The sequence below is a fragment of the Pseudomonas sp. CCNWLW23 genome, assembly GCF_037095675.1.
GTDB lineage: Bacteria > Pseudomonadota > Gammaproteobacteria > Pseudomonadales > Pseudomonadaceae > Aquipseudomonas > Aquipseudomonas atacamensis.
The window spans coordinates 434,437-459,894 of the sequence record NZ_JBAWKM010000002.1 but is presented as its reverse complement, the minus strand read 5'-3'; the positions used below and the strand labels follow the sequence as shown (position 1 = coordinate 459,894).

Here is a 25,458-nt window from a genome sequence, read left to right as displayed (position 1 = left end):
CCCGTTGGATGATTTCAGTAGGCGCCGGCAGGGCGGGCGCTGACGGTGGACGAGGGCGCAGGGCTGTCGCTTTCTTCGTCCTCGTCGTCCAGGCGCAGCAGATGGGCAGGCACGCCGGTCGCTGCGCCCCAGTAGTAAATGCCGGTGGCGCAAGCGGCGACGACGATCGTGTCGAACGGATGGGTGAGGATACCCAGGCCACCGAAGGTGCCGAGTTTCGACAGCACGATAGTCACCGCGTAGAAGGCGATCAGCCACGCCGATGAACGCACCTGACGCGCCAGACTCAGGTGTGCGGTCGGCACAAAGCGGCCACAGAACAGATAGATGACAAACATCAGGATTTGCAGGCCGAGCAGCCACGACACGGTGTTCCAGCCCGACCAGTAAACGATCAGCGCGGCGATGATGAACGACACCGGCCCGAGCAGGCCCATGCTCTTGACCCGGAACGGGCGCGGCATGTCCGGCGCATTGCGCCGCAGCGCCGCAACCGATACAGGCGCCACCGCATAGCTCAACACCAGCGCGGCGGAGACCACGTTGATCAGCGCTTCCCACGACGGGAATGGCAGGGTCCAGAACACCGACAGGGCGAAAGTCAGCCACAGCGCCGGACGCGGGATGCCGGACTTTTCATCGATGTGGGTGAAGACCTTGAAGAAGGTGCCGGTCTGCGCCCAGCCGTAGATCACTCGCGGCGTGGCATTCATGTAGATGTTGCCGCAGCCGCTCGGCGAAATGACCGCATCGGCAACCACCAGATACGCCAGCCAGCCGACACCGAGCGCCAGAGCGATGTCGCGATAGGGCAGGGCGAATTCCTTGCTGATGCCAGCCCAGCCGTTGGCGAGCATTTCCGTCGGGATGCTGCCGAGAAAGGCCATTTGCAGCAGCACGTAGATCAGAGTCGACAGCAGCACCGAGAGAATCAGCGCGATGGGAATGGTGCGCTGTGGATTTTTCACTTCGCTGGCCACGGAAATGATCGGCGTCAGGCCCAGGTAGGCAAAGATGATCCCCCCGGCAGAGACCGCCATCTCCACGCCGGACAGGCCGAATGGAGCGAATCCCTGAACCTGAAAGTTCTCCGGTTTGAAGAAAGTGAACAGCACGCCGATGACCAGCAACGGCACGATGAATTTGAACACGCTGACCAGATTGTTGGCCTTGGCGAAGGTCTTCACGCTGCGGTAGTTGAGCAGGAAAAACACGCAGAGCAGGCCGAACTGCACCAGCCAGCCGAGGATCGTCGGATCGCCACTGCCAGCCTTGGTCAGGCCGGGAAACCACGCCGCCGCGTATTGGCGCGAGGCGACCACTTCGATCGCCACCAGACTGGAAAACGCAATCAGCGTAATGAAGCCCATCAGGTAGCCGAGCAGCGGGCCGTGGGAATAAACCGGGTAGCGCACCACACCGCCGGCACGGGGCAATGCCGCGCCCAGTTCGCAGTAGACGATGCCCAGCAGCAACACGGCGAAACCGCCCAGCAACCAGGAAAAAATCCCCGCCGGACCGGCAATCGCCGAGACATGGCTGGCGGCGAACAACCAGCCGGAGCCGAAGATCGCGCCGAGTCCGATAAAGGTGAGGTCGATCAATGAAAGCTGTTTTTTGAACTTGCCTTGGCCTGACATGGCATCGCCTTCTTGTGAGTTATTGGATAGGCAGTTGTGTCACGGGGACGAGCAGACTTTGCACCGCTCGGCAGTGGCGGCGATTGATGTTTTATGCCGGGATCGATGACGAATTCAGCACAATGGCGCTGGCGATTGCTGGGCCTCGACAGGGCCGTGACGTTGCTGCAATCTGCTGGCGACTGACATTTGCGGTGGTTCTACTCGAGGGGAAGTGTTTGATGCAGTCAGCGTTTTCGATCCTGTGCCAGGGCACTGACGGCTTGCGGGCGCAGACCCTCGAAGAGATGGTCGCCGGTGCCGCGCAGCTGTTGCCGATACTCGATGTGATCCCGAATGCGGCGATCTTCATCAAGGATCTGCACGCGCGCTATGTGCTGGCCAACCGCACGCTGGTGCAGCGTTGTGGCTTGAAGGACCTGCGCCCGTTGCTGGGGAAGACCAGCGCGCAAGTGTTCCCGGCGCAGTTGGGCCCGGGTTACACCGAGCAGGATCGCAAGGTGCTGGAGGAAGGTTTTGTGTTGGAGGATCAGCTCGAACTGCACCTGTATGGCAGTCGCGAGCCGGGCTGGTGCCTGACTCACAAGAGGCCGATCTACAACCGTGACGGGACGATCATCGGCCTGGTGGGGATCTCGGTGGATCTGCAGTCAGCCAGCGAAACCCACCCGGCGTTCGAGCGCCTGGCGGCGGTCGATGAATACATCCGCGGCAACTTCAACCGGCGGGTGACGCTGGGTGAACTGACGCGGATCGCCGGGATATCCGTGGCGCAACTGGAGCGCTATTGCAAACGCGTTTTCCACCTGACACCACGGCAGATGATTCAGAAAGTCCGCCTGGAACACGCGCATCGATTGCTGCACAGCGACTTGCCGATTACCGAGGTTGCGCTGCAATGCGGCTACACCGATCACAGCGCTTTCACCCGTCAGTTCAAGGCCTCGACCGGGTTTACACCACGCGAATACCGGCAAGCCACCGGGCATTAGACCAACACGGCCAGCCAGGCCGAGAGCAGCAGAAGAAGGGCCAGTGCCGCGTTCATTCGCTTGAACGCTTGCGGTGAGCTGAGCAACCGCGCGCTGCCAACGCCGAGCAGCGCCCAGAGCGTCATGCACGGCAGCGACACCAGCAGAAATGCCAGCGACAACACCAGCAGGCGCAGGGTCTTGTCGCCGCCGCCAACGAATACGCTGACCACGGCCACAGCCATCATCCACACCTTCGGATTGACCAGTTGCAGCAGCGCCGCGCCGAAGACGCTCAAGCCTTGTTCCTGTGCAGCATTTGGGTCCAGCGATGGCGGCGGGCTGCGAAAGATCTGCCACGCCAGCCAGCTCAACCAGAGCACGCCAGCCCAGGCCATGGCTTGCTGCACGCGCGGAAAGCGCAACAGGGTTTCGCCAGCACCGAGCCCGACCACCAGCACAATCAGCGCCGCCGCCGCACAGGCGCCAAAAATGATCGGCAACGTGGCGATCAACCCGCGCCGCGAACTGTGGCTCAGCACCAGAATATTGGTCGGCCCCGGCGTGATCGAGGCGACGAAAGCAAACAGCAGAAAGGGCAGTAAAGAAGCCATGGTGCAGATTCCTGAAAGTCGAAACAGGACACCATGATCGTCAGTGGGCAGGCCTCAGTCTGGAAGATTTGAGCAGCGTTTGCGGTAGTCCGCCGGGGTCAATTGATAGGCGCGGCGGAACCAGCGCCCCAGATGACTCTGATCGGCAAAACCAAGCACGCTGGCCACCTGCGCTGGCGTCTCGCCGCGCGCGAGCAATTGCCGCGCCTTGGCCAGGCGCAGTTGGATCAGGTAAGCGTGGGGTGCCAGACCGAAAGCGGCCTTGAACGCGCGGGTCAAGCGAAAACGATCGACACCACAGGCTTGCGCTAGGTCGTCGAGGCCGATGTCTTCGTAGGTATGGGCATGCAGATAGTCGCGCGCAACCTGCGCAACCAGTGGCAGGCGCGGATCGAAGTCCTGACGCTTGCGCCAGTCGAGATGGCGGGTGAGGGACGCCAGCAGGCCATCCAGTGCAGTCTGCCGGACGATGCGCAGATCGCCGTCATGCAAAGCATGGAAGGCTTGCACGATCGCCGTCGACAGGCGCGGATCGTGGCTCAGGGTGTCGGCAAATCCTGGCTGACTGTCAGCGGGCGCTTCTTCGAACAGCGCGTGCAATTCGCGCTCCAGCCAGTGCGGATCGAGGTACAGCATCGAGTAGGTAAAGCCATCCTCGGTCGGCGCATGGCCATCGTGGATTTCTCCCGGCTCAAGCAGAAACACATGCCCCGGCGTACTGCGATGACGCACCCGGCGACAATTGAACTGCTGGACCCCTTGCTCGGTAACGCCGACGAGAAAGCTGTCATGCCAGTGCGGATCGTAAGCATGGCCACGGAAATGCGCACGAATCGACTCGATCCCGGTATCGACATCCTGGGAGAGAGAGATCCAGTTGCGTTTGTCCATGGGAGGACTCCATAGGGCGGTTGAGCAGGGGCGTTTCTAAAGTACCGCGTGGAGGAGGAGAGTGTTTAGAAGATTTGTGCAGGTGCGCAGGGGGATCGAGTCAGGCAATGTGTCCTGGATGGGGTGGGACCACAAAACGCAGACGAAAAAAAACCGCCTTCGCGGGGCGGTTTTTCAATCCTCGGTTTGGAGCCGAGGCCATGTGCTTCACTAGCCACACCAACATGTCCGCGCATGGTATTGAGTTTCTCCCGTCAGTGCAACGAAGGTTTAGCGTGATGTGCGAGGTTTTTTCGGAACGTCCAACGCATGTAACTGAATTCAGGTCTGTCAATAAACATTGTCAGAAATACGGTTTTACAAAGGTTCAGGCGTAGCCGCAGAATAACCTTGGCTACTCGGGTTTTCTCTTCTGATTTCTGCGTTAAGATGCCTGCGCTCATCTTGTTGGTAGAGCTGTGAGGTTTGGCTGGGGGCGCAAAAGGTTTCACGCCCTCTGACGCGGATTCGCACCCGCGCCGGAATGATGTCTCGGAGGGATTTCAACCGGCCGCCTCACTAGCTACACCAACATGTAGGCTGAAGGCACGCATGGTCCGGTAAGTTTGCTGGAGGTTTGGCCGCCAGCCCTGGAGGCCAAAACGTATGAAGCTTCTGCTGCGTACGCTGAGCCTTGTATGGAGATTGTTGAAAGCCTTGCGCTTTTACGAGTTCCTGCGAGACCACTTTGACGACTTGAAATAAGGTCGTCTAAGTGGGGAAAGACCCGTTTCGGTTTCGACTGATACGGGTCTTTTTTTGTGTGCAAAAAACTGTCAAAAACGAGATTGTCGGTTTTATGCTTTCGACTTTGTAGGGCGTTTCGCTTAATGACGTAAGCAACAGCATGAAGATCGATCCAATAGCGGCTCATGCTCGATCAACCATTGATTGCGTCAATAACAACCATTAAGTCAATGAAGTTCTCATATTCATAGCGCGGCGTAAGATCGGCTCCATACCCAACCACTGCAATTCGGAGCACATCATCATGAAACGCCAGACTATCCTCGGTATCGCTTTCTCGGTTTTTGCACTGAATGCCTTCGCCGCCACCGAAACCGACCCACTGTTCAGCGACGCGGTCGCCTCCACTCAAACGGACCGCTTGTTCAGCGACGCAGTAGCCGCAACCGAAACTGACCCGCTGTTCAGCGATGCAGTAGCCGCAACCGAAACCGATCCACTGTTCAGCGATGCAGTAGCCTCTGATGGCTCCGATCATCTGCAAGGCAATCGGGTCGCCGAAGGTGGCGCTGACCGTCTGCTCGAACGTCGCACCGCTTGAGCGCAACGATGAGCATCGATAACGAATGCCGCCTCAACCACAGGCGGCATTCGTTCTATTCACGCTTTACAACTCTGCTCTAAACCGCACTCGGCAGCACGGCCTTGTCGCGATCGCGGCTCTTGAATGTCGCCCAGAAACACAGCAATACCGCCACGGAAAAACCGGCGGGGAACAGCCAGATGCTTCTCCAGTCATGCCCTGCGCTTGATGTGAAGTGGTCGGTAATCCGTCCCGCGATCCAGAAACCAATCAACATGCCCAATCCGTACGTAGCCAAGGTGATCAAACCTTGCGCCGAGCTGCGGAAGCGTTCCGGTGCCTTGGCATCGGTGTAGATTTGCCCGGACACGAAGAAGAAGTCATAGCACACGCCGTGCAGGGCAATGCCGATCAGCAGCATGTATGCCTGATCGTCGTTATTGCCGAAGGCAAACAGTACGTAACGCAACGCCCAGGCAGCCATGCCGACCAGCAGGGCGATCTTGATGCCGAAGCGATGGATGAACAGCGGCAACAGCAACATGAACAGCACTTCCGACACCTGACCGATGGCCATCTTCGCTGTCGGGTTGGTCACGCCTATCTCGGCCAGAAACGGATTGGCATTCTGGTAATAGAAGGCCAGCGGAATGCAGATCAGGATCGAGGCGAGGAAGAACACCAGATAGCTGCGATCCTTGAGCAAACCCCACGCATCGACGCCGAGCATCTGCTTGAGGCTTGATGAGCCGGCTGCGGTTTTCAGCGGCGCGGTGCTCGGCAGGCTGAAGCTGTAAAGCCCCAACAGCAGCGATGCGAGGGCGGACATCAGGAACGTATTGCGCAAGCCTCCGGCCGCGATGCTTTGCTGCGAGTCCCAGGCGAACACGAAGCTGATCACCACGCCGGCAACGATCCAGCCCACCGTGCCCCACACGCGAATGCGCGAGAACTCCAGCGCAGGGTCTTTGATCTGGCGGAACGCCACGGCATTCACCAGTGCCAATGTCGGCATGTAGACCATCATGTAGGCGAGCACATAGGGATAAAACGCGCTGAAGTCTGCCGCGCGATAGAGCTGATAGAGCAACACTGCGCCAAGCAGATGCAGCACTGCCAGAATGCGTTCGGCATTGAAGAAACGGTCGGCAATCAAGCCAATGACAAACGGCGCCAGAATCGCGCCCCAGGATTGCGTGGCAAAGGCCATGCCGACCTGACCACCGCTGGCGGCCAGCGTTGTCGCCAGAAAAGTGCCGAGGGTGACGAACCAGCCGCCCCAGATAAAGAACTGCAAAAACATCATCACGCTGAGTCGCGCATTCATTACGTTCATTTCAGATCACCGTATTGTTTTTATGTCGGTAACGCGGATGAATCAGTCGTCAGTCAGGCCGAGCAGGCGCCGGTTGGAAGCGGCATCGGCGCTGACCCCGGCGAAATCGTCGAAGGCCTTGGCGGTCTTGCGGATCATGTGTCGCTCGATGAACGCCGCTCCTTCCGCCGCGCCTTGTGCGGAGTCTTTCAGGCAGCACTCCCACTCCAGCACGGCCCAGCCGTTGAAGTCGTATTGGCACAATTTGCTGAAGATCGATTTGAAATCGATCTGGCCGTCGCCCAGCGAGCGAAAGCGCCCGGGACGCTCGACCCAGCCCTGATACCCGCCGTAGGCGCCGGAGCGCGCATCGGGGCGGAACTCGGCATCCTTGACGTGAAACATGCGGATGCGTTGGTGGTAGCGGTCGATGAAGCCGAGGTAGTCCATTTGCTGCAGCAGCAGGTGGCTCGGGTCATACAGAATTGCGGCGCGGGGGTGATGATTCACCGCTTCAAGAAACTGCTCGAACGACGCGCCGTCATGCAAGTCTTCGCCGGGATGGATTTCGTAGCACAGATCAACGCCAGCCTCTTCGAAGCAGTCGAGAATCGGCAGCCAGCGCTTGCCCAGTTCGGCGAAACCTTGCTCGACCAAACCGGCCGGACGCTGTGGCCACGGATACACGTAAGGCCAGAGGAGGGCGCCGGAGAAGGTCGCATGGGCCGTAAGTCCCAAACGCTTGCTGGCACGAGCGGCCAGTTTCAACTGCTCAATGGCCCACTCGGTGCGCTCCTGCGGCTTGCCGCGCAACGCTGGCGGGGCGAAGTCGTCGAACAGGCTGTCGAACGCCGGATGAACCGCGACCAATTGCCCTTGCAGGTGCGTCGACAGCTCACTGATCACCACACCGGCGCGGGCGCACACGGCGATGAGTTCGTCGCAGTAATCCTGGCTCTCAGCGGCGCGCTGCAAATCGATGAACCGTGTGCCGAGGGTCGGTACCTGAATGGCTTTGTAGCCTTGCGAGGCCGCCCATTCGGCGATGTTGGCGAGGGAGTCGAAAGGCGCTTCGTCGGCGATGAATTGCGCGAGGAAAATCCCCGGACCTTTCAGGCCAGTCGAATTTTGCTGATCACTGTTCATTGTGCTGGGCTCCTGTCAGTGGGCCGGGGATCTCGCTCCACTTTTCATTGCCAAGGTGATTGGCGATCGCGGTTTCAATGAAGGCCATGCCGCGCAGGCCGGTCTCGATGCCCGGTACGCCCGGTGCCTGATGGCCCTCGGCGCCATGAACAATCGCTTCGGCGAGATCGCCGTACAGGTTGGCCATGGCTTCCAGATAACCTTCGGGATGCCCCGCAGGCAGGCGCATGCGTCGGGTTGCGGCGGCACACAGCCACGGCTGACCGACTCCGGAGCGCAGAACGCGCATCGGCTCGTTCAACGGTCGATGAATCAGGCTCGCCGGGTCCTCTTGGCGCCACTCCAGCCCACCCTTGTCACCGTAGACGCGGATCTTCAGCGGGTTTTCCTCACCGGCGCAGACCTGGCTGGCGAGCAATACACCACTGGCGCCGTCGCGCATTTTGAACAGCATCGCCACATCGTCATCCAGTTGCCGACCCTCGACATGCGAGCCAAGCATTGCGCTGATGAACTGGATCGACTGGCCGGCAACGAACTCGGCGAGGGAAAACGCATGAGTGCCGATATCGCCGATGCAGCCGCCGATCCCGGATTGCGTCGGGTCGTCGCGCCAGCCGGCCTGCTTGTTGCCTTGCCCGGCGACATCGGTGCTGAGCCAGCCTTGCGGGTACTCGACGAGAACTTTGCGCACGCGCCCGAGCACGCCGCTGGCGACCATTTCGCGGGCCTGCCAGACCATCGCGTAACCGAGGTAGGTGTGCGCCAGCCCGTAAATTCGCTGGCTGCTGTTGACCACCGAGCGCAGCGCCTGCACCTCGGCGAGGTTCAGCGCCGCGGGTTTCTCGCTGAACACGTGAAAACCGGCGCTCAATGCCTCACGGGCAATCGGTGCGTGCAGATGATTCGGAGTGACGATGACCAGCAGTTGCATGCGCTGCTCGGCGGGCAGGGCGGCCTCGCGGGCGAGCAGGGTTTGCCAGTCGTCGTAGCAACGCTCGACCGCGACACCCAAGGCCGCAGCGGTGCGCTGATTATTCTCCGAGTCGCGGCTGAATGCGCCGCAGACCAGTTCGAAGCGTCCGTCGAGGCCGGCGGCTTGCCGGTGGGCACGGGCAATGAATGAACCTTCACCGCCTCCAACAAAACCCATTCTTATTTTTGCGGCAGCGTACATGGCAGTCGTCTCGGTAGCTGGATGCAATGTTGATGAGCGATGTAACCGGTTACATCGTAGGCGAAATCTAGGCTTGAATTAGCCGAGTGTCAAATGCCAGCGGATGATCGACAGCGTTTCGATCGCTCGTCGCCTGCGGTAAGCTCCGCGCCTGATCGGCATGAATCAACGAGGTGGTTTTGTCCAATATTCGCGAAGTGGCTCGGCTGGCCGGGGTTTCCGTGGCGACGGTTTCGAGGACTTTGAAATCGCCCGAGCGCGTGCTCGCGCCAACCCGTGAGCGCGTCATGGCCGCCGTGGAGCAGGCCGGCTATCGGCCGAACCTGATGGCCGTGCAGTTTCGTTCGCGGCGCACCGGCAATCTGGTGATTCTGGTGCCGACCATCGCCAACACCTTTTTCGCCCGGGTCATCAGCGGCGCGCAGCAAGCGGCGCAGGCGGCCGGTTATCGCCTGCTGCTGTGCGACACCCAGGGCCGGGAAGAACTGGAGCGACAATTCGCCGAGCTGGTTTACGCTTATCAGGCCGACGGGGTGATCCAGTTGCGCGCCTACGATCCTTTCGAAAACGCCCCGGCCGACGCCGATGTGCCGCCGATCGTTAACGCCTGCGAAGTGCTCAAGGCCGGTCGTTATCCAACCATCAGCCTGGACAACGTCGCCGCCGCCAAAGCCATGACCGACCACCTGATCGCCTTGGGACACCGACGTATCGGCCTGATCAAAGGCTCAAAAAACAGCCCGCTGACTTTGGATCGACTGGCAGGTTACGAAGCGGCATTGCGCGAGGCCGGGATTGCCTTCGATGAAGCACTGATCTGCCATGGCAATTTCAGCCTCGAGGCCGGTTTTGCCGGAGCGCAAAAGATGCTCGCATTGGCCGAGCGGCCGAGCGCGCTGTTCTGCGAAAACGATGAAATGGCCATTGGTGCGCTCAAGCGCATCCGGCAGGCCGGGCTGCGTGTGCCCGAGGATATTTCAGTGGTGGGTTTCGATGACATTCCCATGGCTGCGTACTGCGATCCGCCGCTGACCACCATCTCGCAACCAGCCGAGGCCTTCGGGGCCAGGGCGGTCGAAATGTTGATTGCCCTGATCGAAAAACAGCCGCTGACAGAGCGGCATGTCGTCTTGCCGTTCGAGCTGACGCCACGCAGCAGCACGGCCCGCATCGACAACTTGGGCAAGCGCTAACCGAATCACGCCGCTGGCGGCTTCGCCAGCGCAATCCCCGCCGCGCCCAACCGCTTCAACACCTCAAACAACAAATCGCTCTTGGTCAGCCCGACAATCCTCGGGCTGCCGACATAGCCGGTGACCGTGAGGGTTATGCCGTCCGGCGACAATTTGCTGAAACGCACGAATGGCGCCGGTTTATCGAGGATGGTTTCGTTCTCGTGATACGCATCCAGCAGCAGTTGTTTGACCTGCTCAGGATCGATATCCAGCGGGAACACCAGCTCCAGCGATGCCACGCCTTGAGCACTGCCGCCGAGGGTAACGTTGCGCAGGTTCTGCGAGATCAGTTGCGAGTTGGGCACGATCACGATCGAGCGGTCGCTGAGCTGGATTTCCGTGGCACGCACGTTGATCCGGCGGATGTCGCCCTCGACGCCGCTGATGCTGATCAGGTCGCCGACTTTTACCGGGCGCTCGGTGAGCAGGATCAGGCCGGAGACGAAGTTCTTGACGATCTCCTGCAAGCCAAAGCCGATACCCACGGATAGCGCACTGACGATCCACGCCAGATTGGTCCACTGCACGCCCAGCGACGATAGCGTCAGCAGAATCACAAAGGCGTAGCCGATGTTGGAAAACAGCGTGCTCAGCGATGCGCACATGCCCGGGTCCATGTCGGTCTTGGGCAGGAATTCGTTGTCGAGCCAGCGGCTTAATGCACGGATCAGCCAGATGCCAATCAGCAGTGCCAGTAGCGCGTTGAGCAGATGCGCCGGGACAATATTCAGCTTGCGCAAACCGGCGCCGCCAAGAATCGACATTATGTTGGTGACCAGTTGGCCAAGCGTGGTGCCGATGCCGCCGACAAACAACGAAATCAGCGCCATCAGCATCAGGCCGGCGCGGCTGACGCCGGACAACAGGATCGACGTCTGCTCGAGGCGCCGGTCGCTGACGCCGAGCAATTGCTTGAGCGCCTGGCCGCTCGCGTGTTTCGGCGAAAACAGGTGCTCACAGGCGTCCTTGACCAGCTGAATCAGCAAGTAGAAGCCCGACAGCACGACATAGCCCCACACCAGCTCATAGCTGATGAACCGTGCCAGCGAAACATAGCCGGCAAGCAGGGCGATGGCCGTCACCAACATCGAGAGACTGGCGACGCTGTAAATCAGCCCGGCGAACACGCTGTTCGTAGCCGACGCGTCATTGGCTGCGACCAAGGCCTTGCGCACTTTGCCGACGCGCAACAGCATCGTGCCGATGATCGCCAGCACCACCATGGAAATCACGCCGCGCCCGGCCATCACGATGTGGCTGCTCATGCCTGTGGCATTGGCGACTTGCACCAGCGTCACCAACACCAGCAACGAGCAGGCGAGGATTCGCGGATAAGGCTTGAGGGCCAGCGCCACTGGATCGGCAATCGCCGGCAGGCGCCAGGACGGGTGCGCGGTGGAGAGCAATGCGCGGCTGAGGCCGGTGATCAGCACGCAGGCATAGACGACTTTCTCGAATTCTTCGGAGAAGGTTTCCAGCACCGGCGGCAGTGCGTCGTGGCGGGTGCAGGCGTAGAACAACAGCTTCAGGGCGATGGCGGTGGTGACGAACGTCGCGATAGCTGAGGCGAAGGCCAAGGCGCTTCTGCGCAGTCGGCCCTCCGCCACGCGATGAATGCAGAACCAGGTCAGCCCGCGCTCAGCCAGACGTCGGCCGAAGGTCCAGATCAGCAGCGCCAACAACACCAGCACGCAGGTGTAGAAGCGCTCGCCCGGCGCCCAGACCGTCGCCCATACGTCAGCCACCTGCTCGACGAACAGTCGCAGGCGCTGGCGGTCGTCTTCGCTTGGATTGACCAGCGGTGTCCAGAAATACGGGCTCAATACGCTGCGCGTGCTCAGGGTCAGTTCGCTTTCCAGCAGGGTGCGGCGGATGCCGGCGATTTGCGTGATCAGGTCGGCGGCGTTCTGTTTCAGTGCAGCGAGGCTTTTCAGGGTGCCATCGATCTTGCTTTTCTGCTCCGCCAGCGTCGCCCGCTGCGCGACGATATCGGCTTGCTCGGCGGCCACCTCGGCGTCGGGCGCCGTGCCGAGCACGCCCAGTTGCACCGCCAGTTGCGCCTGTTGCGGCATCAGCGCTGCCGACAACCGATCGACATCGAGAATGAACGCCTGCACCCGATCCTGCGGGCCTTCGAGCTGGTTGTAATTGTTGGCCGCCGAAATCTGCTGCTTGAGCCCGTCGAGGCGTTGTTGCAGGGCTTGCAGATCGCTTTGCGAAATCACTGGTAGCGGCGCTGCGCCTGTGTTTGCCGGTGCGCCAAGGTCCGCCGCCCACAGTGCAGCGCTGCCCGGCATGAGCAGTAGGAACAAAATGAAAAACAACGACTTGAATGAACAGCGCATGGGGGCGGCGGGCTCGAGTGGATCACACAGTCTATGAGGGTAGGTGATCGCGCCGAACGGGGCGGAAAACTTTCTCTGCAAGAGGCGCTTACACGCTCATCCAATCCGGCGGAATGATCCGCGCCGCGAGCGGTCAACCGGCAATAACAGCTTCGAGAGCATGCCATGTCCATTGCCAAGGAAACGATTGAATACCTGCGCCAACATTCATTGATCATCACCACCGCCGAATCCTGCACGGCCGGGGAAATCGTCATGTTGCTGTCGGAAGTCCCCGGCAGCGGCGAGTTGATCGAGTGCGGCTATGTGGTCTATTCGCCGCAAGCCAAGCAGCGCCTGCTGCACGTCAGCCCGGCGACCATGGACACCTTCAATCTGACCAGCGTGGAAGTGGCCAGTGAAATGGCCATCGGCGCGTTGCGCGACAGCACCGCCAACGTTGCCGTCGCCACCACCGGCATTCTCGGACCCGACGATATGGATGGCATCAAGGCCGGTACGGTGTGTTTCGCCTGGGCATTCCAGTTCGATGACAAACATTTTCTGTTCAGCACCCAGCAATGGTTTGCCGGATCGCGCAGTGAAGTGCAGACCCTCGCTTCTGAATTCGCCCTGCAGCAGTTGCCGGACTATCACCGTCGCGCGTTGCGCGGCGAAGGAGGGTGGCGCCGATGAAGCACGACGCTGAGCATCCCGATCTGCGCAGTCGGCAGTTCCCGGTGCAGGAGGACATGGCCTATCAGTTGAAGGTCTGGCGCTTCGAGCACATTGGTTGGTATCTGCTGGTGCTGTGCATGCTGCTGGGTCTGTTGGGGCTGTTTTCCCGTGGCGTGCTCAGTTCGCAGGACGCCCGCAGCGCCGATGGCAAAGTCCAGGTCGAGTACGAGATGTTCCACCGCAACGGCTCGACCAACCCGCTGAAACTCAGCGTGCACACGGCGCCTGAAGCCACTGTCGAACTCGACATCGGTGGCGAGATGCTCGATGGCTTCAGCGTCGAAACCATGCAACCGGCCCCGGTGCGTATGCGCAGCTCAAAACAGGGCATGCGCTTGTGGTTGCAGGCGGATGCCCAAGGCCAGGCGACGCTCTATGTGACGCTGCGCGGTGACGGATTGGGCCTGTTTCGCAGCCATATCCGCGTGCCGGGCTCGAGCGATGTGAAGCTTACTCAATTCATTTATCCATAGGTGACCCATGGACTCGGTGTTGCGCGCACTCGCGATGTATCTGGCACTGATGGTGCTGTTCAAAATTGCCGGCCGGCGTTCGCTGGCCGAGTTGACGACGTTTGATTTCGTTCTGCTGATGATCATCGGTGAAGCCACCCAGCAAGCGCTGCTCGGTGATGATTTTTCTCTGACCAATGCGTTTCTGGTGATCATTACGCTGATCGCTGTGGATGTCGGTTTTTCCCTGCTCAAACAACGTTCCAGTTGGGTGTCGCGGCTGATCGATGGCGAACCGACGATCATTGTCGAGAATGGCAAGCTGTTGCACCGACGCCTGCGCCATGCGCGGCTGGTCGAGGCGGATGTCATGGAGGCGGCGCGCTCCAGTCAGGGCATTGAAACCATCGACCAGATCAAATTCGCAATCATCGAGCGCAACGGCAAGATTTCCGTAATCCGCCAGGATCCTGAAGGCGGCTGAACCTTTGGCGCCGCAGGGCCGCAATTTTTTTGAACGCTGAAAAAGCCTCACAGCCCAATGCTTACAAGTCATCGGAGGATTGCGAAATGAACGAGGCAGCGAGTTACTTCTCCATCGCCGTGGCGGTGATCATTCTGCTGGTCGACCTGTGGGCGATTGTCAGTGTGTTTCGCAGCAACAAAAGCGTCGGCGTTAAAGCCGCCTGGGCGATCGGTTTGATCGTATTCCCGGTGCTCGGCCTGATCGTGTGGGGCATCGCCGGCCCGCGCGGCGTCAAGGAAGGGCCTTCGTCGCCGGAGCACAGTAAGGGTTAAGAACCCTGATTTGCGCACATCCGGAAAATTGGAGGTGAACGATGAAAGCTGTTGTATTTCATGGCGTCGGCGATATCCGCCTGGACGATGTTCCCGAGCCAACCATTCAAGCGCCGACCGATGCCATCGTCAGGCTGACCGCGTCGGCCATTTGCGGCACCGATCTGCATTTCATTCGCGGCAGTGCGCCGGACATGCAGGCCGGTACGATCCTCGGGCATGAAGGTGTGGGGATCGTCGAAGCACTTGGCGAAGACGTGCGCAACCTTAAGGTCGGCGATCGCGTGCTGATTCCCTCGACCATTGCCTGCGGCAATTGCTCGTACTGCCGCGCCGGCTATTTCGCCCAGTGTGATGTGGCCAACCCCAACGGTAAAACCGCTGGCACGTCATTTTTTGGCGGGCCGAAAACCACCGGGCCGTTCGATGGCCTGCAAGCCGAGAAAGCGCGCATCCCTTTCGCCAACATTGGTCTGATCAAACTGCCGGACGCCATCACCGACGATCAGGCGATTGCCATGTCGGATATTTTTCCCACTGCCTGGTTCGGCGCCGACATGGCCCGGATCAAGGACGGCGACACGGTGGCGGTGTTCGGCTGCGGACCGGTCGGGCTGTTTGCGATTATCAGTGCGAAGCTGATGGGCGCCGGCCGGGTGTTCGCCATTGATGGCCTGGAAGATCGCCTCGCTCGCGCGCAGGCATTGGGTGCCGAGTGCATCAACCTCGAGAAAGAAGATCCAGTTGAAACCATTGCGCGCCTGACTGCGGAAATTGGCGTGGATCGGGTGATCGAAGCCGTGGGCATCGACGCCAACCATTCCCATCACGGCCATCATCATCCTGCGCAGTGGCAACCGGGCGATGCGCCGGCGCAGGCGCTGGAGTGGGCGGTCAAGGCTGTGGCCAAGGCCGGCACGATTTCCATCATCGGCGTCTATCCTGCCGGGTTCGACAGCTTCCCGATCGGTGAGGCAATGAACAAGAACGTGCGCATCAATATGGGCAACTGTCATCACCGCAAATACATTCCCAAGCTGATCGAAATGACCCTCGCCGGGCGCGTCGACCCAGCGAACGTGCTGACTCAGGACGAGCCTTTGACCGACGCGATTTCGGCGTTCAAGGCGTTTGATCAACATCAATCCGGCTGGATCAAGGTCAAGCTTGAACCGGGTAGCGATACCACTGCTGACAGGAGATCGTCATGAAAAAAATCTGTGTATGTCTGGGGTTCTGCTCGATGTTTCTGTTGAGCGGCTGCTTCGATTCCAACGATGCACCCAACAAGGACGGTGACAAAAGCAAACCGTCGGTGCAAATGCAGACCGAGAAGCCTGAGGAGGGCAAGTAACTGCTGGCAAATAATCCCTGTGGGAGCGAGCCTGCTCGCGAAGGCGTCAGGTCGGACAACTCTGTGCTGACTGATGCTCCGTCTTCGCGAGCAGGCTCGCTCCCGCATTGGTTCAGTTCGAGTAGCGGTATTCCAGCCATGCCCAATACAGTAAAGCCACAGCACTGATCCCGCCTCCGAGAAAACACACCGCCACCCAGCCATATTGCGCATAGGTATACGTCGCCGCGATCGCGCCCAAACCACTGCCCACCGAGTAAAAGCACATATACGCACCGACCAGTCGACTCTGCGCATCGGGCCGTGCGGCGAAGATCAGGCTTTGATTGGTCACGTGCACTGCTTGCACGGCGAAGTCGAGCAAGATCACCCCGACGGCCATCGCCAGCAGCGAACTGTCGACAAATGCGATGGGTAGCCAGGACAGCGTCAGCAGCGCCAGGGCGATGCCGGTGGTGCGATTGCCCAAGCCGCGATCGGCCAGGCGCCCAGCCCGTGCGGCGGCGAGCGCGCCCGCCACTCCGGCCAGACCAAACAGGCCGATCTGCGTATGCGACAGCGACAATGGCGGCGCGCTGAGCGGCAGCACCAGCGACGTCCACAACACACTGAAGGCGGCGAAGATCAGCAGGGCGAAGATGCCGCGCACGCGCAGTACCCGCTCAGTCAAAAACAATTCCAATACCGAGCGCAGCAGTCGCCAGTAACTGCCCTGTGCGGGCGGTTTTGCCGAGGCGGGCAGGGTGCGCCATAACAGCAGGGCCAAGCCGATCATCATGACTGCCGAGACAAAATAAACGCCGCGCCAGCCGGCCAGATCAGCCACTACGCCGGAAACGAAACGCGCCAGCAAAATGCCCAGTACCACGCCACTGGTGACGGTGCCTACGGCGGCGCCGCGCTGCTGCGGGCGAGCAAGGCTGGCGGTGTAGGCGACCACCACTTGCACCACCACCGCCAGCAGACCCACCAGCATCATGGCGCCGAGCAGCACTCCCCAGCTCTCGGACAGGCCCACGGCACATAGCGCCGTTGCAGACAACAGCAGTTGGCTGACGATGAGTTTCTTTCGATCGAGCAGATCACCCAGCGGCACAATGAACAGCAGCCCGACCGCATACCCGGCTTGCGTGGCCGTGACCACTACGCCGATTGCACCGGATGAAACCCCGAGGCTGGCGGCCATCGATTCCAGCAATGGCTGTGCGAAGTAAACGTTGGCCACCGCCATCGCGCAGGTGATTGCAAAAAGCAAAGTCTGCAAACGACTCAGCCCGGTCGTTGCGCTGTCAGTTGCGGCTTGCGCATTGACCAGGGTTCGCGTCTGGCAGGGCATCCGTGCTTCCTCGTAGTGTGGTTTTGAATTGAAACCGAGGCGTTGATCTTTATTCATTCGGGTTGTTAAATGCAACCACATTCAATAGCCGATCCATCAGGAACCACATGGCCCGACAACAAACATTGGCGCAGAGCGAATGCCCGGTGGCCCGAACCCTCGAAGCCATTGGCGATCGCTGGGCCTTGATGATCATTCGCGATGCGTTCGATGACGTGCGCCGGTTCAGCGAATTCCAGAAACGTCTGGGCCTGGCCAAGAACATCCTCACGGTCAAACTGAAAATGCTCGTCGAGCTCGGCGTGTTGCAGATTCAGCCCGCGTCCGATGGCAGCGCCTACAAGGAATACGTGCTCACCGACATGGGCCGCGCGGTGTTCCCCATCGTCGTCAGCCTGCGGCAGTGGGGCGAGCGCTTCCTGTTCGCGGAAGGCGAGGAGCATTCGGTGCTGCTCGACAACGAGGGGGCCGAGCCCGTTGAAACCATTGTCGTACGCTCCAGAGCCGGTGCCGTGCTGAGCCCGGAGGATTGTCACCGACAGGTTGTCAGGCGCGGGCAGTGAAACTGGGCGGATAGCCGTGGCGCGTATCGATAGCCGCGCCTTCTCGTGACATGTCGGGTCGGCGTCTGGCGGGTTTTTGATCTAGGCTGTTTTCGATCCTCGATCAGCAGCGGTGCGCCGTTGCCATATTTCCAGCAACGCGACTACGGGAGTGCCTGATGAGCCTTTCACCCTTCCACCTCGCCATCCCGGTCTACGATCTTGCCGCTTGCCGGCGTTTTTACGGTGAAGTGTTCGGCCTGGAGGAGGGCCGGTCCAGCGCGCAATGGGTCGATTTCAACTTCTACGGCCACCAATTGGTGATCCACGAACAGCCGAAAACGGCTGCCCAGCAAAGCGTTAATAGCAACCCGGTAGACGGTCACGACGTACCGGTCCCGCACTTCGGCATCATTTTGCAGTGGGAGCAATGGGAGGCATTGGCCGAGCGACTGAAGTCATTCGGCACGCAATTCGTGATCGAGCCCTACATTCGATTCAAGGGTCAGGTCGGCGAACAGGCGACCATGTTTCTACTCGACCCCTGCGGCAATGCGCTGGAATTCAAGGCGTTCAAAGACATGAGTCAGGTGTTTGCCAAGTGATCACAGCGTGGTGGTCTGGCCGTTGCGATCGCGTTCATAAACCTTGTTGGCCTGCAGCTTTTCCTTCAGCCAACGCTCGGCCGTGCCCAGCGGCCGTTGGCGTGCCCATAACAGGTCGACGCCGATTTGCCAGTCGGTATGCGGGTACGCCGACAGCTGCAACTCGACCAGTTCGCCATTGCCCAGTTCACGCTGGATCAGTTGGCGCGGCAAGGTCGCCCAGCCGAGGCCGGCGCGGACCATTTCCAGCAGGGCCAGATAGCTTTCCGCTTGCCACAGTTGCGTCGAACGCAGGTATTCACTGCTCGGCAGTTTGCTGGCGTGCGCACTGAACGCCAGGCGCCGGTGCACATGCAAATCGTCGAAGGTGACGTTGTCCAGTTGCGCCAGCGGATGATCGGGATGGCAGACGTGCAGCATGATCAGTTTGCCCAGTTGCTGGAACGCCAGTTCCCGGGGATAGCCCGGCTGCGAAAACGCCACCCCCAGCACCGCCTCGCCACTGCTGACCAGTTCGCTGACATCGCCGTAGACCGGGTGGCGAATGATCAGATCGACAAACGGGAAGGCCTGCTCGAACGCTTGCAGCACCGGCATGATCGGGCCGTACGGCGTTTCAATCGCCAAGGTCAGGCTCGGTTCGACGCTATCGGAAAGGCAATCGGCGTGGGCCTCGAAGGTCATGCAGCGTTCCAGTACCGCCTCTGCCTGCACCAGCAATTTGTGCCCGCTGGCGGTGAGGGCAGGGCTGCGGTTGCTGCGGTCGAACAGCTCTACGCCAAGGTCGGTTTCCAGATTGGCAATAGCCGCGCTGATGGTCGACTGCGTCTTGCCCAGCTTGCGCCCGGCGGCGGAGAACGAGCCGCTTTTCACCACCTGGACGAACATCAGCAACTGATCGAGTGAGAAGCGCACGCGGTGTACTCCGAGGTTGAGCGAGACGGCAATTGTGCCGCGTCTTTGCCATCGAAAAAAGCGATGGTTGCCAATTTGTTTCATCGTTAAAAACATTCAAGGATGACCTCGCGTCTTCGAACGCCGGGGCCGATTCTCTCTGTGCATCTGTCCCTGAGCGCCCGCGATTACAACCAACGCTGCCCCTTCAGGAGCTTGTGCCATGACTACACAACGCGTTCACCCGGTCGACGAGGTGTTGCCCCTGCGGCAGCTGGTCACCTTCGGTCTGCAGCATGTTCTGGTGATGTATGCGGGAGCGGTGGCGGTGCCGCTGATTCTCGGCAGTGCGATGGGGCTGACGTCGGCTCAGGTGGTTTTATTGATCAACGCCAACCTGCTGACATCCGGTGTGGCGACGCTGATTCAGACCCTCGGCTTCTGGAAGTTCGGCGCGCGTTTACCGTTGATTCAGGGCTGCTCATTCATTGCGCTGGCGCCGATGATCATGATCGGCAAGGAGTTCGGCCTCAGCCAGATCTTTGGGGCGGTGATCGCCGCCGGCTTCCTGACCATCGCACTGGCGCCGGTGTTCAGCCGCTTGCTGCGATTCTTTCCACCCGTGGTGATTGGCAGCCTGATCACCATCATCGGTATTTCACTGATGCCGGCGGCGGCGATCTGGCTGGGCGGTGGCAATCCCGATTCGCCTGACTTCGGTCGCCCGGCCAATCTGCTGCTGGGCCTGGCCACGGTCAGTGTGACGCTGGTGATTTATGCGAAATTCAGCGGCTTCATCGGTAACCTCAGCGTGCTCATCGGCTTGTTTGTCGGCAGCCTGATCGCTGCCGCCTGCGGCATGACGCACTTCAATCGGGTCAGCGAGGCGGCGTGGTTCGAGTTGAGCGCGCCAATGGCGTTCGGTCCGCCGGAATTTTCTCTGGTACCGATTCTGATCATGACCCTGGCGATGCTGGTGATCATGGCCGAGACCACTGGCAACTGCCTGGCCATCGGCAAACTGGTCGGCAAACCGACTACGCAGCAGACCCTCGGCAACGCCTTCCGCGCCGACGGCTTGTCGACCATGCTCGGTGGTCTGTTCAACAGTTTTCCCTACAACGCCTTCACGCAAAACACCGGCCTTATTGCGCTTTCGAGCATCAAGAGCCGCTTCGTCGTCGCCGCCGCTGGCGCGATCATGGTGTTGATGGGCTTGTTCCCCAAGCTCGGCGCGCTGATTGCGGCGGTGCCGACGCCGGTGCTGGGCGGCTGCGCGATCGTCATGTTCGGCATGACCACGGTGGCGGGCATTCAGGAATTGTCACGGGTGCAGTTCGAAGGCACACGCAACGCCATCATTGTTGCGGTGTCGGTCAGCGTCGGCGTCTTGCCAATGTCGTTTCCGGCCCTGTTCGAACACGTCGGCCCGACGCTGAAACTGGTGCTCGATAGCGGCATTTTTCTCGGTGCGATCACCGCCATTCTGCTCAACGTGCTGCTCAACAAACAAAAACCATCGACCGACGCCGTCGGCGCTTCCACGGCCGAATTGGCTGACTGACCTTTGTCTTTTCCCACTGCCCAGGAGTTACCCATGAATCAATTCACTCAGCTTGTCCCGGCCGGCGTCAGCGATCTGGACCTGGCATTGCTGCGCCAGACCATCGCCCTGTCGCAGGCGTCGAAACAACGTGGCCGGCACCCGTTTGCGGCGCTGGTGGCGGACCGCGACGGCAAGGTCATTGCCGAAGCGGGCAACAATTCGATGCCGCCGGAGGGTGATCCCACCCAGCATGCCGAACTGGTCGCGGTCGCTGCGGCGGCGAAGCGGTTGTCACCCACGGAGCTGGAGGCGTGCACGCTGTATACCAGCGCCGAACCTTGCTGCATGTGCGCGGGCGCGGTGTATTGGACCGGTGTCGGGCGAGTGGTGTATGCGTTGTCGGAACATGCTTTGCTCGGGCTGACCGGCGATCATCCGGAGAACCCGACGTTCTCGTTGCCGTGTCGCGAAGTGTTTGCCAGAGGGCAGCGCACGGTCAGTGTCTTCGGGCCGATGCTGGAGGCAGAGGCGGCTGAGCCGCATAAAGGGTTCTGGTCTTAGTTGTTATGGATCGTTCCCACGCTCCTGCGTGGGGACGCATCCGCTGACGCTCTACATCACTTTTACTTCGCCGGGATGACATCCACACATTCCCCAGCGGAATGCCCCCCATGAAATCATTGGATTTTTCTTCTCCACGCTCACCGCGTAGCGTGTCGCAAAGACAAGGAGAATCGCCATGACCCAACCCGCCACTGACGCCGCCGGCAAATTCGACACCTCCCGCGCCAATGAATATGCCCGGCAAAGCCGCATTGCCCTGGCTGGCTACGATGCCTGTCACGACCTGTCGGCCTGCATGCTCGCCGCCAGCCTTGGGCAGTCGCGTCCGGCAAACGTGCTGGTGGTGGGCGCGGGGGGCACCGCGCAGGAAATCATCGCCATGGCCGCGCTGGAGCCGGATTGGCACTTCACTGCGGTCGATCCTTCCGGGCCGATGCTCGATGCTGCGACCGAACATCTGCGCGCCAATGATCTATTGCACAGAGTCCAGATACATCTCGGTCATGTCGAAGACTTGCCGGCCGACGCATCTTTCGACGCCGCCACCCTGATCGGTGTACTCCATCACCTGGGCGGTGACGAGGCCAAGCAACAGATACTGCGCTCCATTCAGGCCCGCCTCAAACCCGGCGCGCCATTGATCGTGGCCGGCAATCATTACGCTTACGCCAGTCAGCCGTTGCTGCTGCAAGCCTGGAGCCAGCGCTGGCGACAGCAGGGCGCAACCGCTGACGAGGTGCAGGCGAAACTCGGGAAGATTTTGCAGGGCGCTGATCCGCCGCACTCGGAGGCGGCGGTGCAGGCCTTGTTACATGGTGCCGGGTTCGGCGATGCAACACGGTTTTTCAGCAGTCTGTTCTGGGGCGCCTGGCTGACGTGCAAGCTCAGCCAAGCGACCCGATTTGCCTAAGCCTCCGTCCAGTCCAGCGCAGCCGTCTCGCGCCACTTCACCTCCGTAATCCCATAACGCTCGGCCTGGGGTTTGGAAACCACTTTCAACGGTGGTTTACCCGGTTTCGGAATCGGCGCAATACCGGCGTCACAGCTCGCCCAATGCCAAGCGTCGGCGTTGCGCATACTCTTGGCGCGGATGACGAATGATTTTGGCTGGTCGTGATGTTTGTATTCGATGACGAAAATATCGGTGCTACGCATGAGTTCCTCCTTACGCTCATACGTAAATGATTTTGTCCGACAAGAAAAATTCAAAGGATTTTCTGGCCGGATGATCAGCGTCACTCAGCGCTCTAAAACGCGGTTCTTCATGAAGCCGCGCAGGTTCATCAGGAACAGGCAGAGCTGCAGAACGATCAGCGCGTAAGCCCCGGCATGGACGCCCCAGATCACCCACAGCAAATTGCTCAGACTGAAACAAACGAAACCGCTCATGCGCCGTTGCGGTCGTTGCGAACCGATCAGCCACGCGGCCAGAACGGTGACCAGCATCGCCGGCCATTGCACCCAATCCAGATATGCCAACGCTCTGTCCTCTGCACAGATTTGTTTGATGCAGAAAGGGTACACAGCAACCGAAGGATGGTCACCGCCCGCACGGCTCTGCGTAGCAATGGCGGTGAAAAAGGTTTCGCCCGGCAGAAGCCGGGCGAAGATTTCAGGCGCGCAATCAGTAATCCCAAATCGCAGGTATCCAACGGAAAGCAGCACCATTGATCGCGACCCTACCCACCGAAGGGAAGGCCAGATGCGTGGCGACGAACAGCTCGCCGCTGGCGGCGGCTTCCTTGAGCATGCGCACGCGCACTTCCACCGATTTGGCCGGATCGTGTTCGAAACCGTTGTGCCAGTCGGGGTGATCGAACGCCACCGGGAACAACGCGTCACCGGCAAAGGTCAGGCGCTCGCCACCGGAGTTGACGTAGACCACGCAGTGCCCTGGCGTATGACCACCGGTGAGTTTTGCAACTACGCCAGGTGCAACCTGGCATTCGTCTTCGAAGATGTGCAATTTGCTTTCATAGTGGTCGATGAACGCGTTGGCGGTGCTGCGCAGGACGTCTGGTACTGGTGCGGGCATGTCGGTGCTGGTGAAGTCTGGCGTGGACCAGAAATTCACTTCGGCAGCGGTGACGTGGATGCGTACGTCTTGACGCAGACGGCTCTTCACCGAGTCGACCAGCAGGCCGCCGATATGGTCCATGTGCATGTGCGTGATGACGATATCAGTGATGTCGGCGAGATCCACCCCGGCAGCGGCCAGGCGCTTGGGGAACTGCCCGGCACGCGGGAAACCGGGGAATTGGCCACCGAGGCCGGCGTCGACGAGGATGACTTGTTCGCCGCTACGCACCACCAGCACGTTGAGCGCCCAGTCAAAGGCGTCAGGGCCCAGATACATTTCCTTGAACCAGGCGGCACGGTCGGCGGGGTCGGCATTGGTTGACATGGTCTGGGTCGGCAACGGCAACACGCCGTCGCTGATCACCATCACGTCAATGTCGCCCAGGCGCAGGGCGTAGCGCGACGGCACCAGTTCTTCGCTTTGGGTTTGCAGGGCCACCGCGCGGTTGGCGGTGAAGGAATCCAGATGCAGGGTCATGGTGTTCTCCTTGTTTTCAGGGCTAAAGCGGAGGGTGAAATCAGGCTACAGGGATCAGCGGATCGGCGGCCGCGAGGGCAGCGCGACGATCGGCGGCGGGCGGGTAGATCCACACCGTGTTGATCTGCGTCTTCAGCTCTTTGGCTTCGGCCTTCACCAGTTTCAGCTGACGATCCCAGCCTTCCGTGTACACCGCGCCCCAGGCGCCCAGATCCAGGCAAGTCACGTACTTGGGCTGGCGATACATTGTCGGAGCGACGCCGAGGAGATCGGCGGCGGCGTTGTTGCCGGCGTAGCGACCCAAGCTGATCGCGTGCTGGCAAGACATCGCGGCATAGTTGCCGAGGTCGTCTGTGGCGGCGCGAGCGACATCACCAGCGGCAAAGACGTGATCGATGCCTTGCACCTTGAGGTTGCCATCGACGTGCAGGCGGCCCTGGCCATCGCGTTCGGCGTCGAGTTGTTCGGTGAGCGGGCTGGCGCGGAAACCTACGGTCCAGATCACGGTCTGGCTTTCGATGTGGCGGCCATCGGCGAGGGTGACGCCATTGGCATCCACAGCGGCAACGCTGGCATCGACGATCCATTCGATACCCAGGTCATTTGACGCCTCGATGATCGACGGGCGAATGCCATCACCCATGGTCGCGGCGATGTCCTTGCTGCGATCGACAATGATCACGCGCAGGTCTTGATCCTCACCGATGATCGCACGCAGGCGCGCCGGCATTTCCGTCGCAGTTTCAATCCCGGTGAAACCGCCACCGGCGACCACCACGGTGTTGCGCGCAACACTGGGCGGTTGGTTGCCGAGGGCGATGAGATGGCGTTCCAGACGCGCCGAGGATTCGATCTGATCGACATCGAACGCATGCTCCTTGAGGCCAGGCACCGGAGGCCGAGCGAGCTGGCTGCCGCTGGCGAGAACCAGCCGATCGTAGGCCAGTTCACCCGGACGCCCGGCCTCGTCGCGGTAACCGATTCGGCGCGCCCGGGCGTCGATGCTTTCAGCGGTGCCTTTGACGAAGCGCACACCCACCGCATCGAACAGCGCGTCGAGCGGCGCGTACATGCTGTGCACGTCCGGCTCGTAGAAGCGCGGGCGAATACGCAATTCGGCTTGCGGGGCGAGCAGCGTGATCTCGACATCCTGACGGGCATGCATATCCAGCAAACGCGCAGCGCTCAGCGCACTCCACAGCCCGCCGAACCCTGCACCGATCACCAATAATTGCTGTTTCATAATGTGCTCCCTGACGCTGATGGATGGATGACACCCGAGCCCGGCGCGGACTCTGGCGTGACGATCAGTGGCCGCCGCAACTGCTTGCCGTACTGCCTGGCGCTCAATCGCCCGCTGTGTAGAGCCATGCTAGGGCGGGGAGGCTGCGAGCGCAGTTGTCCATCGGTGTGCGTGGGGTACGCATGGGTGGAAGAGGGGTATACGAAG

General features: G+C 60.5%; 27 protein-coding genes. 14 read left to right on the top strand and 13 right to left on the bottom strand.

Annotation, left to right across the window (positions count from 1 at the left end):
• Positions 1–14: 14 nt before the first annotated feature.
• Positions 15–1,640 carry an APC family permease gene (locus tag V8J63_RS05270; RefSeq protein ID WP_130000026.1) on the bottom strand — a complete coding sequence of 542 codons (1,626 nt, stop codon included), beginning with the start codon at positions 1,638–1,640 and terminating at the stop codon, positions 15–17.
• Positions 1,641–1,861: 221 nt separating this feature from the next.
• Between V8J63_RS05270 and V8J63_RS05265 the strand changes: the two genes are divergently transcribed.
• Positions 1,862–2,632, top strand: coding sequence for an AraC family transcriptional regulator (locus V8J63_RS05265; RefSeq protein ID WP_197891997.1), 771 nt, complete (start codon positions 1,862–1,864; stop codon positions 2,630–2,632).
• On the opposite strand, the gene V8J63_RS05260 is transcribed toward V8J63_RS05265, so the two are convergent.
• The gene (locus V8J63_RS05260; RefSeq protein WP_125915963.1) at positions 2,629–3,225 is read right to left on the bottom strand and encodes a LysE family translocator; all 597 of its coding nucleotides are present in this window, start codon (positions 3,223–3,225) and stop codon (positions 2,629–2,631) included. The genes V8J63_RS05265 and V8J63_RS05260 overlap by 4 nt on opposite strands.
• Before the next feature lie 54 nt (positions 3,226–3,279).
• The gene (locus V8J63_RS05255; RefSeq protein ID WP_095179599.1) at positions 3,280–4,116 is read right to left on the bottom strand and encodes an AraC family transcriptional regulator; all 837 of its coding nucleotides are present in this window, start codon (positions 4,114–4,116) and stop codon (positions 3,280–3,282) included.
• A gap of 1,030 nt (positions 4,117–5,146) precedes the next feature.
• On the opposite strand from V8J63_RS05255, the gene V8J63_RS05250 reads away from it, so the two are divergent.
• Positions 5,147–5,443, top strand: a complete 297-nt coding sequence (locus V8J63_RS05250) for a hypothetical protein (protein ID WP_024012526.1) — start codon at positions 5,147–5,149, stop codon at positions 5,441–5,443.
• Positions 5,444–5,522: 79 nt separating this feature from the next.
• Here V8J63_RS05250 and V8J63_RS05245 read toward each other — a convergent pair whose 3' ends face one another.
• The 3 genes from V8J63_RS05245 to V8J63_RS05235 are packed head-to-tail and all read right to left on the bottom strand — an operon-like array spanning position 5,523 to position 9,039.
• Positions 5,523–6,761 carry an MFS transporter gene (locus tag V8J63_RS05245; RefSeq protein ID WP_336463701.1) on the bottom strand — a complete coding sequence of 413 codons (1,239 nt, stop codon included), beginning with the start codon at positions 6,759–6,761 and terminating at the stop codon, positions 5,523–5,525.
• Positions 6,762–6,803: 42 nt separating this feature from the next.
• On the bottom strand, positions 6,804–7,886 hold the full coding sequence (locus tag V8J63_RS05240; protein ID WP_336463700.1) for a sugar phosphate isomerase/epimerase family protein: 1,083 nt from the start codon (positions 7,884–7,886) through the stop codon (positions 6,804–6,806).
• Positions 7,876–9,039 (bottom strand): Gfo/Idh/MocA family protein, encoded by a 1,164-nt coding sequence (locus V8J63_RS05235; RefSeq protein WP_336463699.1) that lies wholly within the window; start codon positions 9,037–9,039, stop codon positions 7,876–7,878. The genes V8J63_RS05240 and V8J63_RS05235 overlap by 11 nt, the downstream gene beginning before the upstream one ends.
• Before the next feature lie 203 nt (positions 9,040–9,242).
• Here V8J63_RS05235 and V8J63_RS05230 point away from each other — a divergent pair, with 203 nt between their 5' ends.
• Entirely contained in the window at positions 9,243–10,256 is a 1,014-nt protein-coding gene (locus tag V8J63_RS05230; RefSeq protein WP_264364931.1) for a LacI family DNA-binding transcriptional regulator, read from the top strand.
• A gap of 5 nt (positions 10,257–10,261) precedes the next feature.
• Here the strand turns inward: V8J63_RS05230 and V8J63_RS05225 are convergent, their stop codons facing one another.
• Complete coding sequence (locus V8J63_RS05225) at positions 10,262–12,643, bottom strand: DUF3772 domain-containing protein (RefSeq protein WP_336463698.1); 2,382 nt, start codon at positions 12,641–12,643, stop codon at positions 10,262–10,264.
• Positions 12,644–12,808: 165 nt separating this feature from the next.
• On the opposite strand from V8J63_RS05225, the gene V8J63_RS05220 reads away from it, so the two are divergent.
• The 6 genes from V8J63_RS05220 to V8J63_RS05195 all read left to right on the top strand — a co-directional run bounded on the left by V8J63_RS05220 (position 12,809) and on the right by V8J63_RS05195 (position 15,964).
• The gene (locus tag V8J63_RS05220; protein ID WP_110599071.1) at positions 12,809–13,318 is read left to right on the top strand and encodes a CinA family protein; all 510 of its coding nucleotides are present in this window, start codon (positions 12,809–12,811) and stop codon (positions 13,316–13,318) included.
• A complete protein-coding gene (locus tag V8J63_RS05215) occupies positions 13,315–13,833 on the top strand; it encodes a hypothetical protein (protein WP_336463697.1) in 519 nt (172 codons plus the stop codon). The genes V8J63_RS05220 and V8J63_RS05215 overlap by 4 nt, the downstream gene beginning before the upstream one ends.
• Before the next feature lie 7 nt (positions 13,834–13,840).
• Positions 13,841–14,296, top strand: coding sequence for a DUF421 domain-containing protein (locus V8J63_RS05210; protein WP_024012534.1), 456 nt, complete (start codon positions 13,841–13,843; stop codon positions 14,294–14,296).
• 86 nt (positions 14,297–14,382) lie between these two features.
• Positions 14,383–14,610, top strand: coding sequence for a PLD nuclease N-terminal domain-containing protein (locus V8J63_RS05205; RefSeq protein WP_024012535.1), 228 nt, complete (start codon positions 14,383–14,385; stop codon positions 14,608–14,610).
• Between the two features lie 41 nt (positions 14,611–14,651).
• Positions 14,652–15,821, top strand: a complete 1,170-nt coding sequence (locus V8J63_RS05200; RefSeq protein ID WP_125926062.1) for a zinc-dependent alcohol dehydrogenase — start codon at positions 14,652–14,654, stop codon at positions 15,819–15,821.
• Positions 15,818–15,964 (top strand): hypothetical protein, encoded by a 147-nt coding sequence (locus V8J63_RS05195; protein WP_016774259.1) that lies wholly within the window; start codon positions 15,818–15,820, stop codon positions 15,962–15,964. The genes V8J63_RS05200 and V8J63_RS05195 overlap by 4 nt, the downstream gene beginning before the upstream one ends.
• Positions 15,965–16,076: 112 nt before the next feature.
• Here V8J63_RS05195 and V8J63_RS05190 read toward each other — a convergent pair whose 3' ends face one another.
• Complete coding sequence (locus V8J63_RS05190) at positions 16,077–17,300, bottom strand: MFS transporter (RefSeq protein ID WP_336463696.1); 1,224 nt, start codon at positions 17,298–17,300, stop codon at positions 16,077–16,079.
• 107 nt (positions 17,301–17,407) lie between these two features.
• Between V8J63_RS05190 and V8J63_RS05185 the strand changes: the two genes are divergently transcribed.
• Both V8J63_RS05185 and V8J63_RS05180 read left to right on the top strand, forming a co-directional pair.
• Complete coding sequence (locus V8J63_RS05185; protein WP_123441645.1) at positions 17,408–17,863, top strand: winged helix-turn-helix transcriptional regulator; 456 nt, start codon at positions 17,408–17,410, stop codon at positions 17,861–17,863.
• Between the two features lie 158 nt (positions 17,864–18,021).
• Positions 18,022–18,447, top strand: a complete 426-nt coding sequence (locus V8J63_RS05180; protein ID WP_073475213.1) for a VOC family protein — start codon at positions 18,022–18,024, stop codon at positions 18,445–18,447.
• Here V8J63_RS05180 and V8J63_RS05175 read toward each other — a convergent pair whose 3' ends face one another.
• Positions 18,448–19,362 carry a LysR family transcriptional regulator gene (locus V8J63_RS05175; protein WP_123441644.1) on the bottom strand — a complete coding sequence of 305 codons (915 nt, stop codon included), beginning with the start codon at positions 19,360–19,362 and terminating at the stop codon, positions 18,448–18,450.
• A 202-nt stretch (positions 19,363–19,564) separates the two neighbouring features.
• Between V8J63_RS05175 and V8J63_RS05170 the strand changes: the two genes are divergently transcribed.
• The 3 genes from V8J63_RS05170 to V8J63_RS05160 all read left to right on the top strand — a co-directional run bounded on the left by V8J63_RS05170 (position 19,565) and on the right by V8J63_RS05160 (position 22,361).
• A complete protein-coding gene (locus tag V8J63_RS05170; RefSeq protein WP_160768886.1) occupies positions 19,565–20,905 on the top strand; it encodes a nucleobase:cation symporter-2 family protein in 1,341 nt (446 codons plus the stop codon).
• 33 nt (positions 20,906–20,938) lie between these two features.
• The gene (locus V8J63_RS05165; RefSeq protein WP_016774265.1) at positions 20,939–21,448 is read left to right on the top strand and encodes a nucleoside deaminase; all 510 of its coding nucleotides are present in this window, start codon (positions 20,939–20,941) and stop codon (positions 21,446–21,448) included.
• 178 nt (positions 21,449–21,626) lie between these two features.
• Positions 21,627–22,361: a class I SAM-dependent methyltransferase gene (locus V8J63_RS05160; protein WP_336463695.1), complete on the top strand. Its 735-nt coding sequence runs from the start codon at positions 21,627–21,629 to the stop codon at positions 22,359–22,361.
• Here V8J63_RS05160 and V8J63_RS05155 read toward each other — a convergent pair.
• The 4 genes from V8J63_RS05155 to V8J63_RS05140 all read right to left on the bottom strand — a co-directional run bounded on the left by V8J63_RS05155 (position 22,358) and on the right by V8J63_RS05140 (position 25,251).
• Positions 22,358–22,606, bottom strand: coding sequence for a DUF6555 family protein (locus tag V8J63_RS05155; protein ID WP_041480580.1), 249 nt, complete (start codon positions 22,604–22,606; stop codon positions 22,358–22,360). The two genes, V8J63_RS05160 and V8J63_RS05155, sit on opposite strands and share 4 nt — an antisense overlap.
• Positions 22,607–22,690: 84 nt before the next feature.
• Complete coding sequence (locus V8J63_RS05150; RefSeq protein WP_050977883.1) at positions 22,691–22,897, bottom strand: hypothetical protein; 207 nt, start codon at positions 22,895–22,897, stop codon at positions 22,691–22,693.
• Positions 22,898–23,075: 178 nt separating this feature from the next.
• The gene (locus V8J63_RS05145; RefSeq protein WP_130912844.1) at positions 23,076–24,008 is read right to left on the bottom strand and encodes an MBL fold metallo-hydrolase; all 933 of its coding nucleotides are present in this window, start codon (positions 24,006–24,008) and stop codon (positions 23,076–23,078) included.
• Positions 24,009–24,048: 40 nt separating this feature from the next.
• Complete coding sequence (locus V8J63_RS05140; protein WP_336352885.1) at positions 24,049–25,251, bottom strand: NAD(P)/FAD-dependent oxidoreductase; 1,203 nt, start codon at positions 25,249–25,251, stop codon at positions 24,049–24,051.
• Between the last annotated feature and the right edge of the window lie 207 nt (positions 25,252–25,458).

Bases quoted from the DNA above. Each gene is read 5' to 3' on its own strand.
- V8J63_RS05270 (WP_130000026.1), bottom strand. From the start codon at position 1,640: ATGTCAGGCCAAGGCAAGTTCAAAAAACAGCTTTCATTGATCGACCTC.
- V8J63_RS05265 (WP_197891997.1), top strand. From the start codon at position 1,862: ATGCAGTCAGCGTTTTCGATCCTGTGCCAGGGCACTGACGGCTTGCGG.
- V8J63_RS05260 (WP_125915963.1), bottom strand. From the start codon at position 3,225: ATGGCTTCTTTACTGCCCTTTCTGCTGTTTGCTTTCGTCGCCTCGATC.
- V8J63_RS05255 (WP_095179599.1), bottom strand. From the start codon at position 4,116: ATGGACAAACGCAACTGGATCTCTCTCTCCCAGGATGTCGATACCGGG.
- V8J63_RS05250 (WP_024012526.1), top strand. From the start codon at position 5,147: ATGAAACGCCAGACTATCCTCGGTATCGCTTTCTCGGTTTTTGCACTG.
- V8J63_RS05245 (WP_336463701.1), bottom strand. From the start codon at position 6,761: ATGAACGTAATGAATGCGCGACTCAGCGTGATGATGTTTTTGCAGTTC.
- V8J63_RS05240 (WP_336463700.1), bottom strand. From the start codon at position 7,886: ATGAACAGTGATCAGCAAAATTCGACTGGCCTGAAAGGTCCGGGGATT.
- V8J63_RS05235 (WP_336463699.1), bottom strand. From the start codon at position 9,039: ATGGGTTTTGTTGGAGGCGGTGAAGGTTCATTCATTGCCCGTGCCCAC.
- V8J63_RS05225 (WP_336463698.1), bottom strand. From the start codon at position 12,643: ATGCGCTGTTCATTCAAGTCGTTGTTTTTCATTTTGTTCCTACTGCTC.
- V8J63_RS05220 (WP_110599071.1), top strand. From the start codon at position 12,809: ATGTCCATTGCCAAGGAAACGATTGAATACCTGCGCCAACATTCATTG.
- V8J63_RS05215 (WP_336463697.1), top strand. From the start codon at position 13,315: ATGAAGCACGACGCTGAGCATCCCGATCTGCGCAGTCGGCAGTTCCCG.
- V8J63_RS05210 (WP_024012534.1), top strand. From the start codon at position 13,841: ATGGACTCGGTGTTGCGCGCACTCGCGATGTATCTGGCACTGATGGTG.
- V8J63_RS05205 (WP_024012535.1), top strand. From the start codon at position 14,383: ATGAACGAGGCAGCGAGTTACTTCTCCATCGCCGTGGCGGTGATCATT.
- V8J63_RS05200 (WP_125926062.1), top strand. From the start codon at position 14,652: ATGAAAGCTGTTGTATTTCATGGCGTCGGCGATATCCGCCTGGACGAT.
- V8J63_RS05195 (WP_016774259.1), top strand. From the start codon at position 15,818: ATGAAAAAAATCTGTGTATGTCTGGGGTTCTGCTCGATGTTTCTGTTG.
- V8J63_RS05190 (WP_336463696.1), bottom strand. From the start codon at position 17,300: ATGCCCTGCCAGACGCGAACCCTGGTCAATGCGCAAGCCGCAACTGAC.
- V8J63_RS05185 (WP_123441645.1), top strand. From the start codon at position 17,408: ATGGCCCGACAACAAACATTGGCGCAGAGCGAATGCCCGGTGGCCCGA.
- V8J63_RS05180 (WP_073475213.1), top strand. From the start codon at position 18,022: ATGAGCCTTTCACCCTTCCACCTCGCCATCCCGGTCTACGATCTTGCC.
- V8J63_RS05170 (WP_160768886.1), top strand. From the start codon at position 19,565: ATGACTACACAACGCGTTCACCCGGTCGACGAGGTGTTGCCCCTGCGG.
- V8J63_RS05165 (WP_016774265.1), top strand. From the start codon at position 20,939: ATGAATCAATTCACTCAGCTTGTCCCGGCCGGCGTCAGCGATCTGGAC.
- V8J63_RS05160 (WP_336463695.1), top strand. From the start codon at position 21,627: ATGACCCAACCCGCCACTGACGCCGCCGGCAAATTCGACACCTCCCGC.
- V8J63_RS05155 (WP_041480580.1), bottom strand. From the start codon at position 22,606: ATGCGTAGCACCGATATTTTCGTCATCGAATACAAACATCACGACCAG.
- V8J63_RS05150 (WP_050977883.1), bottom strand. From the start codon at position 22,897: ATGCTGGTCACCGTTCTGGCCGCGTGGCTGATCGGTTCGCAACGACCG.
- V8J63_RS05145 (WP_130912844.1), bottom strand. From the start codon at position 24,008: ATGACCCTGCATCTGGATTCCTTCACCGCCAACCGCGCGGTGGCCCTG.
- V8J63_RS05140 (WP_336352885.1), bottom strand. From the start codon at position 25,251: ATGAAACAGCAATTATTGGTGATCGGTGCAGGGTTCGGCGGGCTGTGG.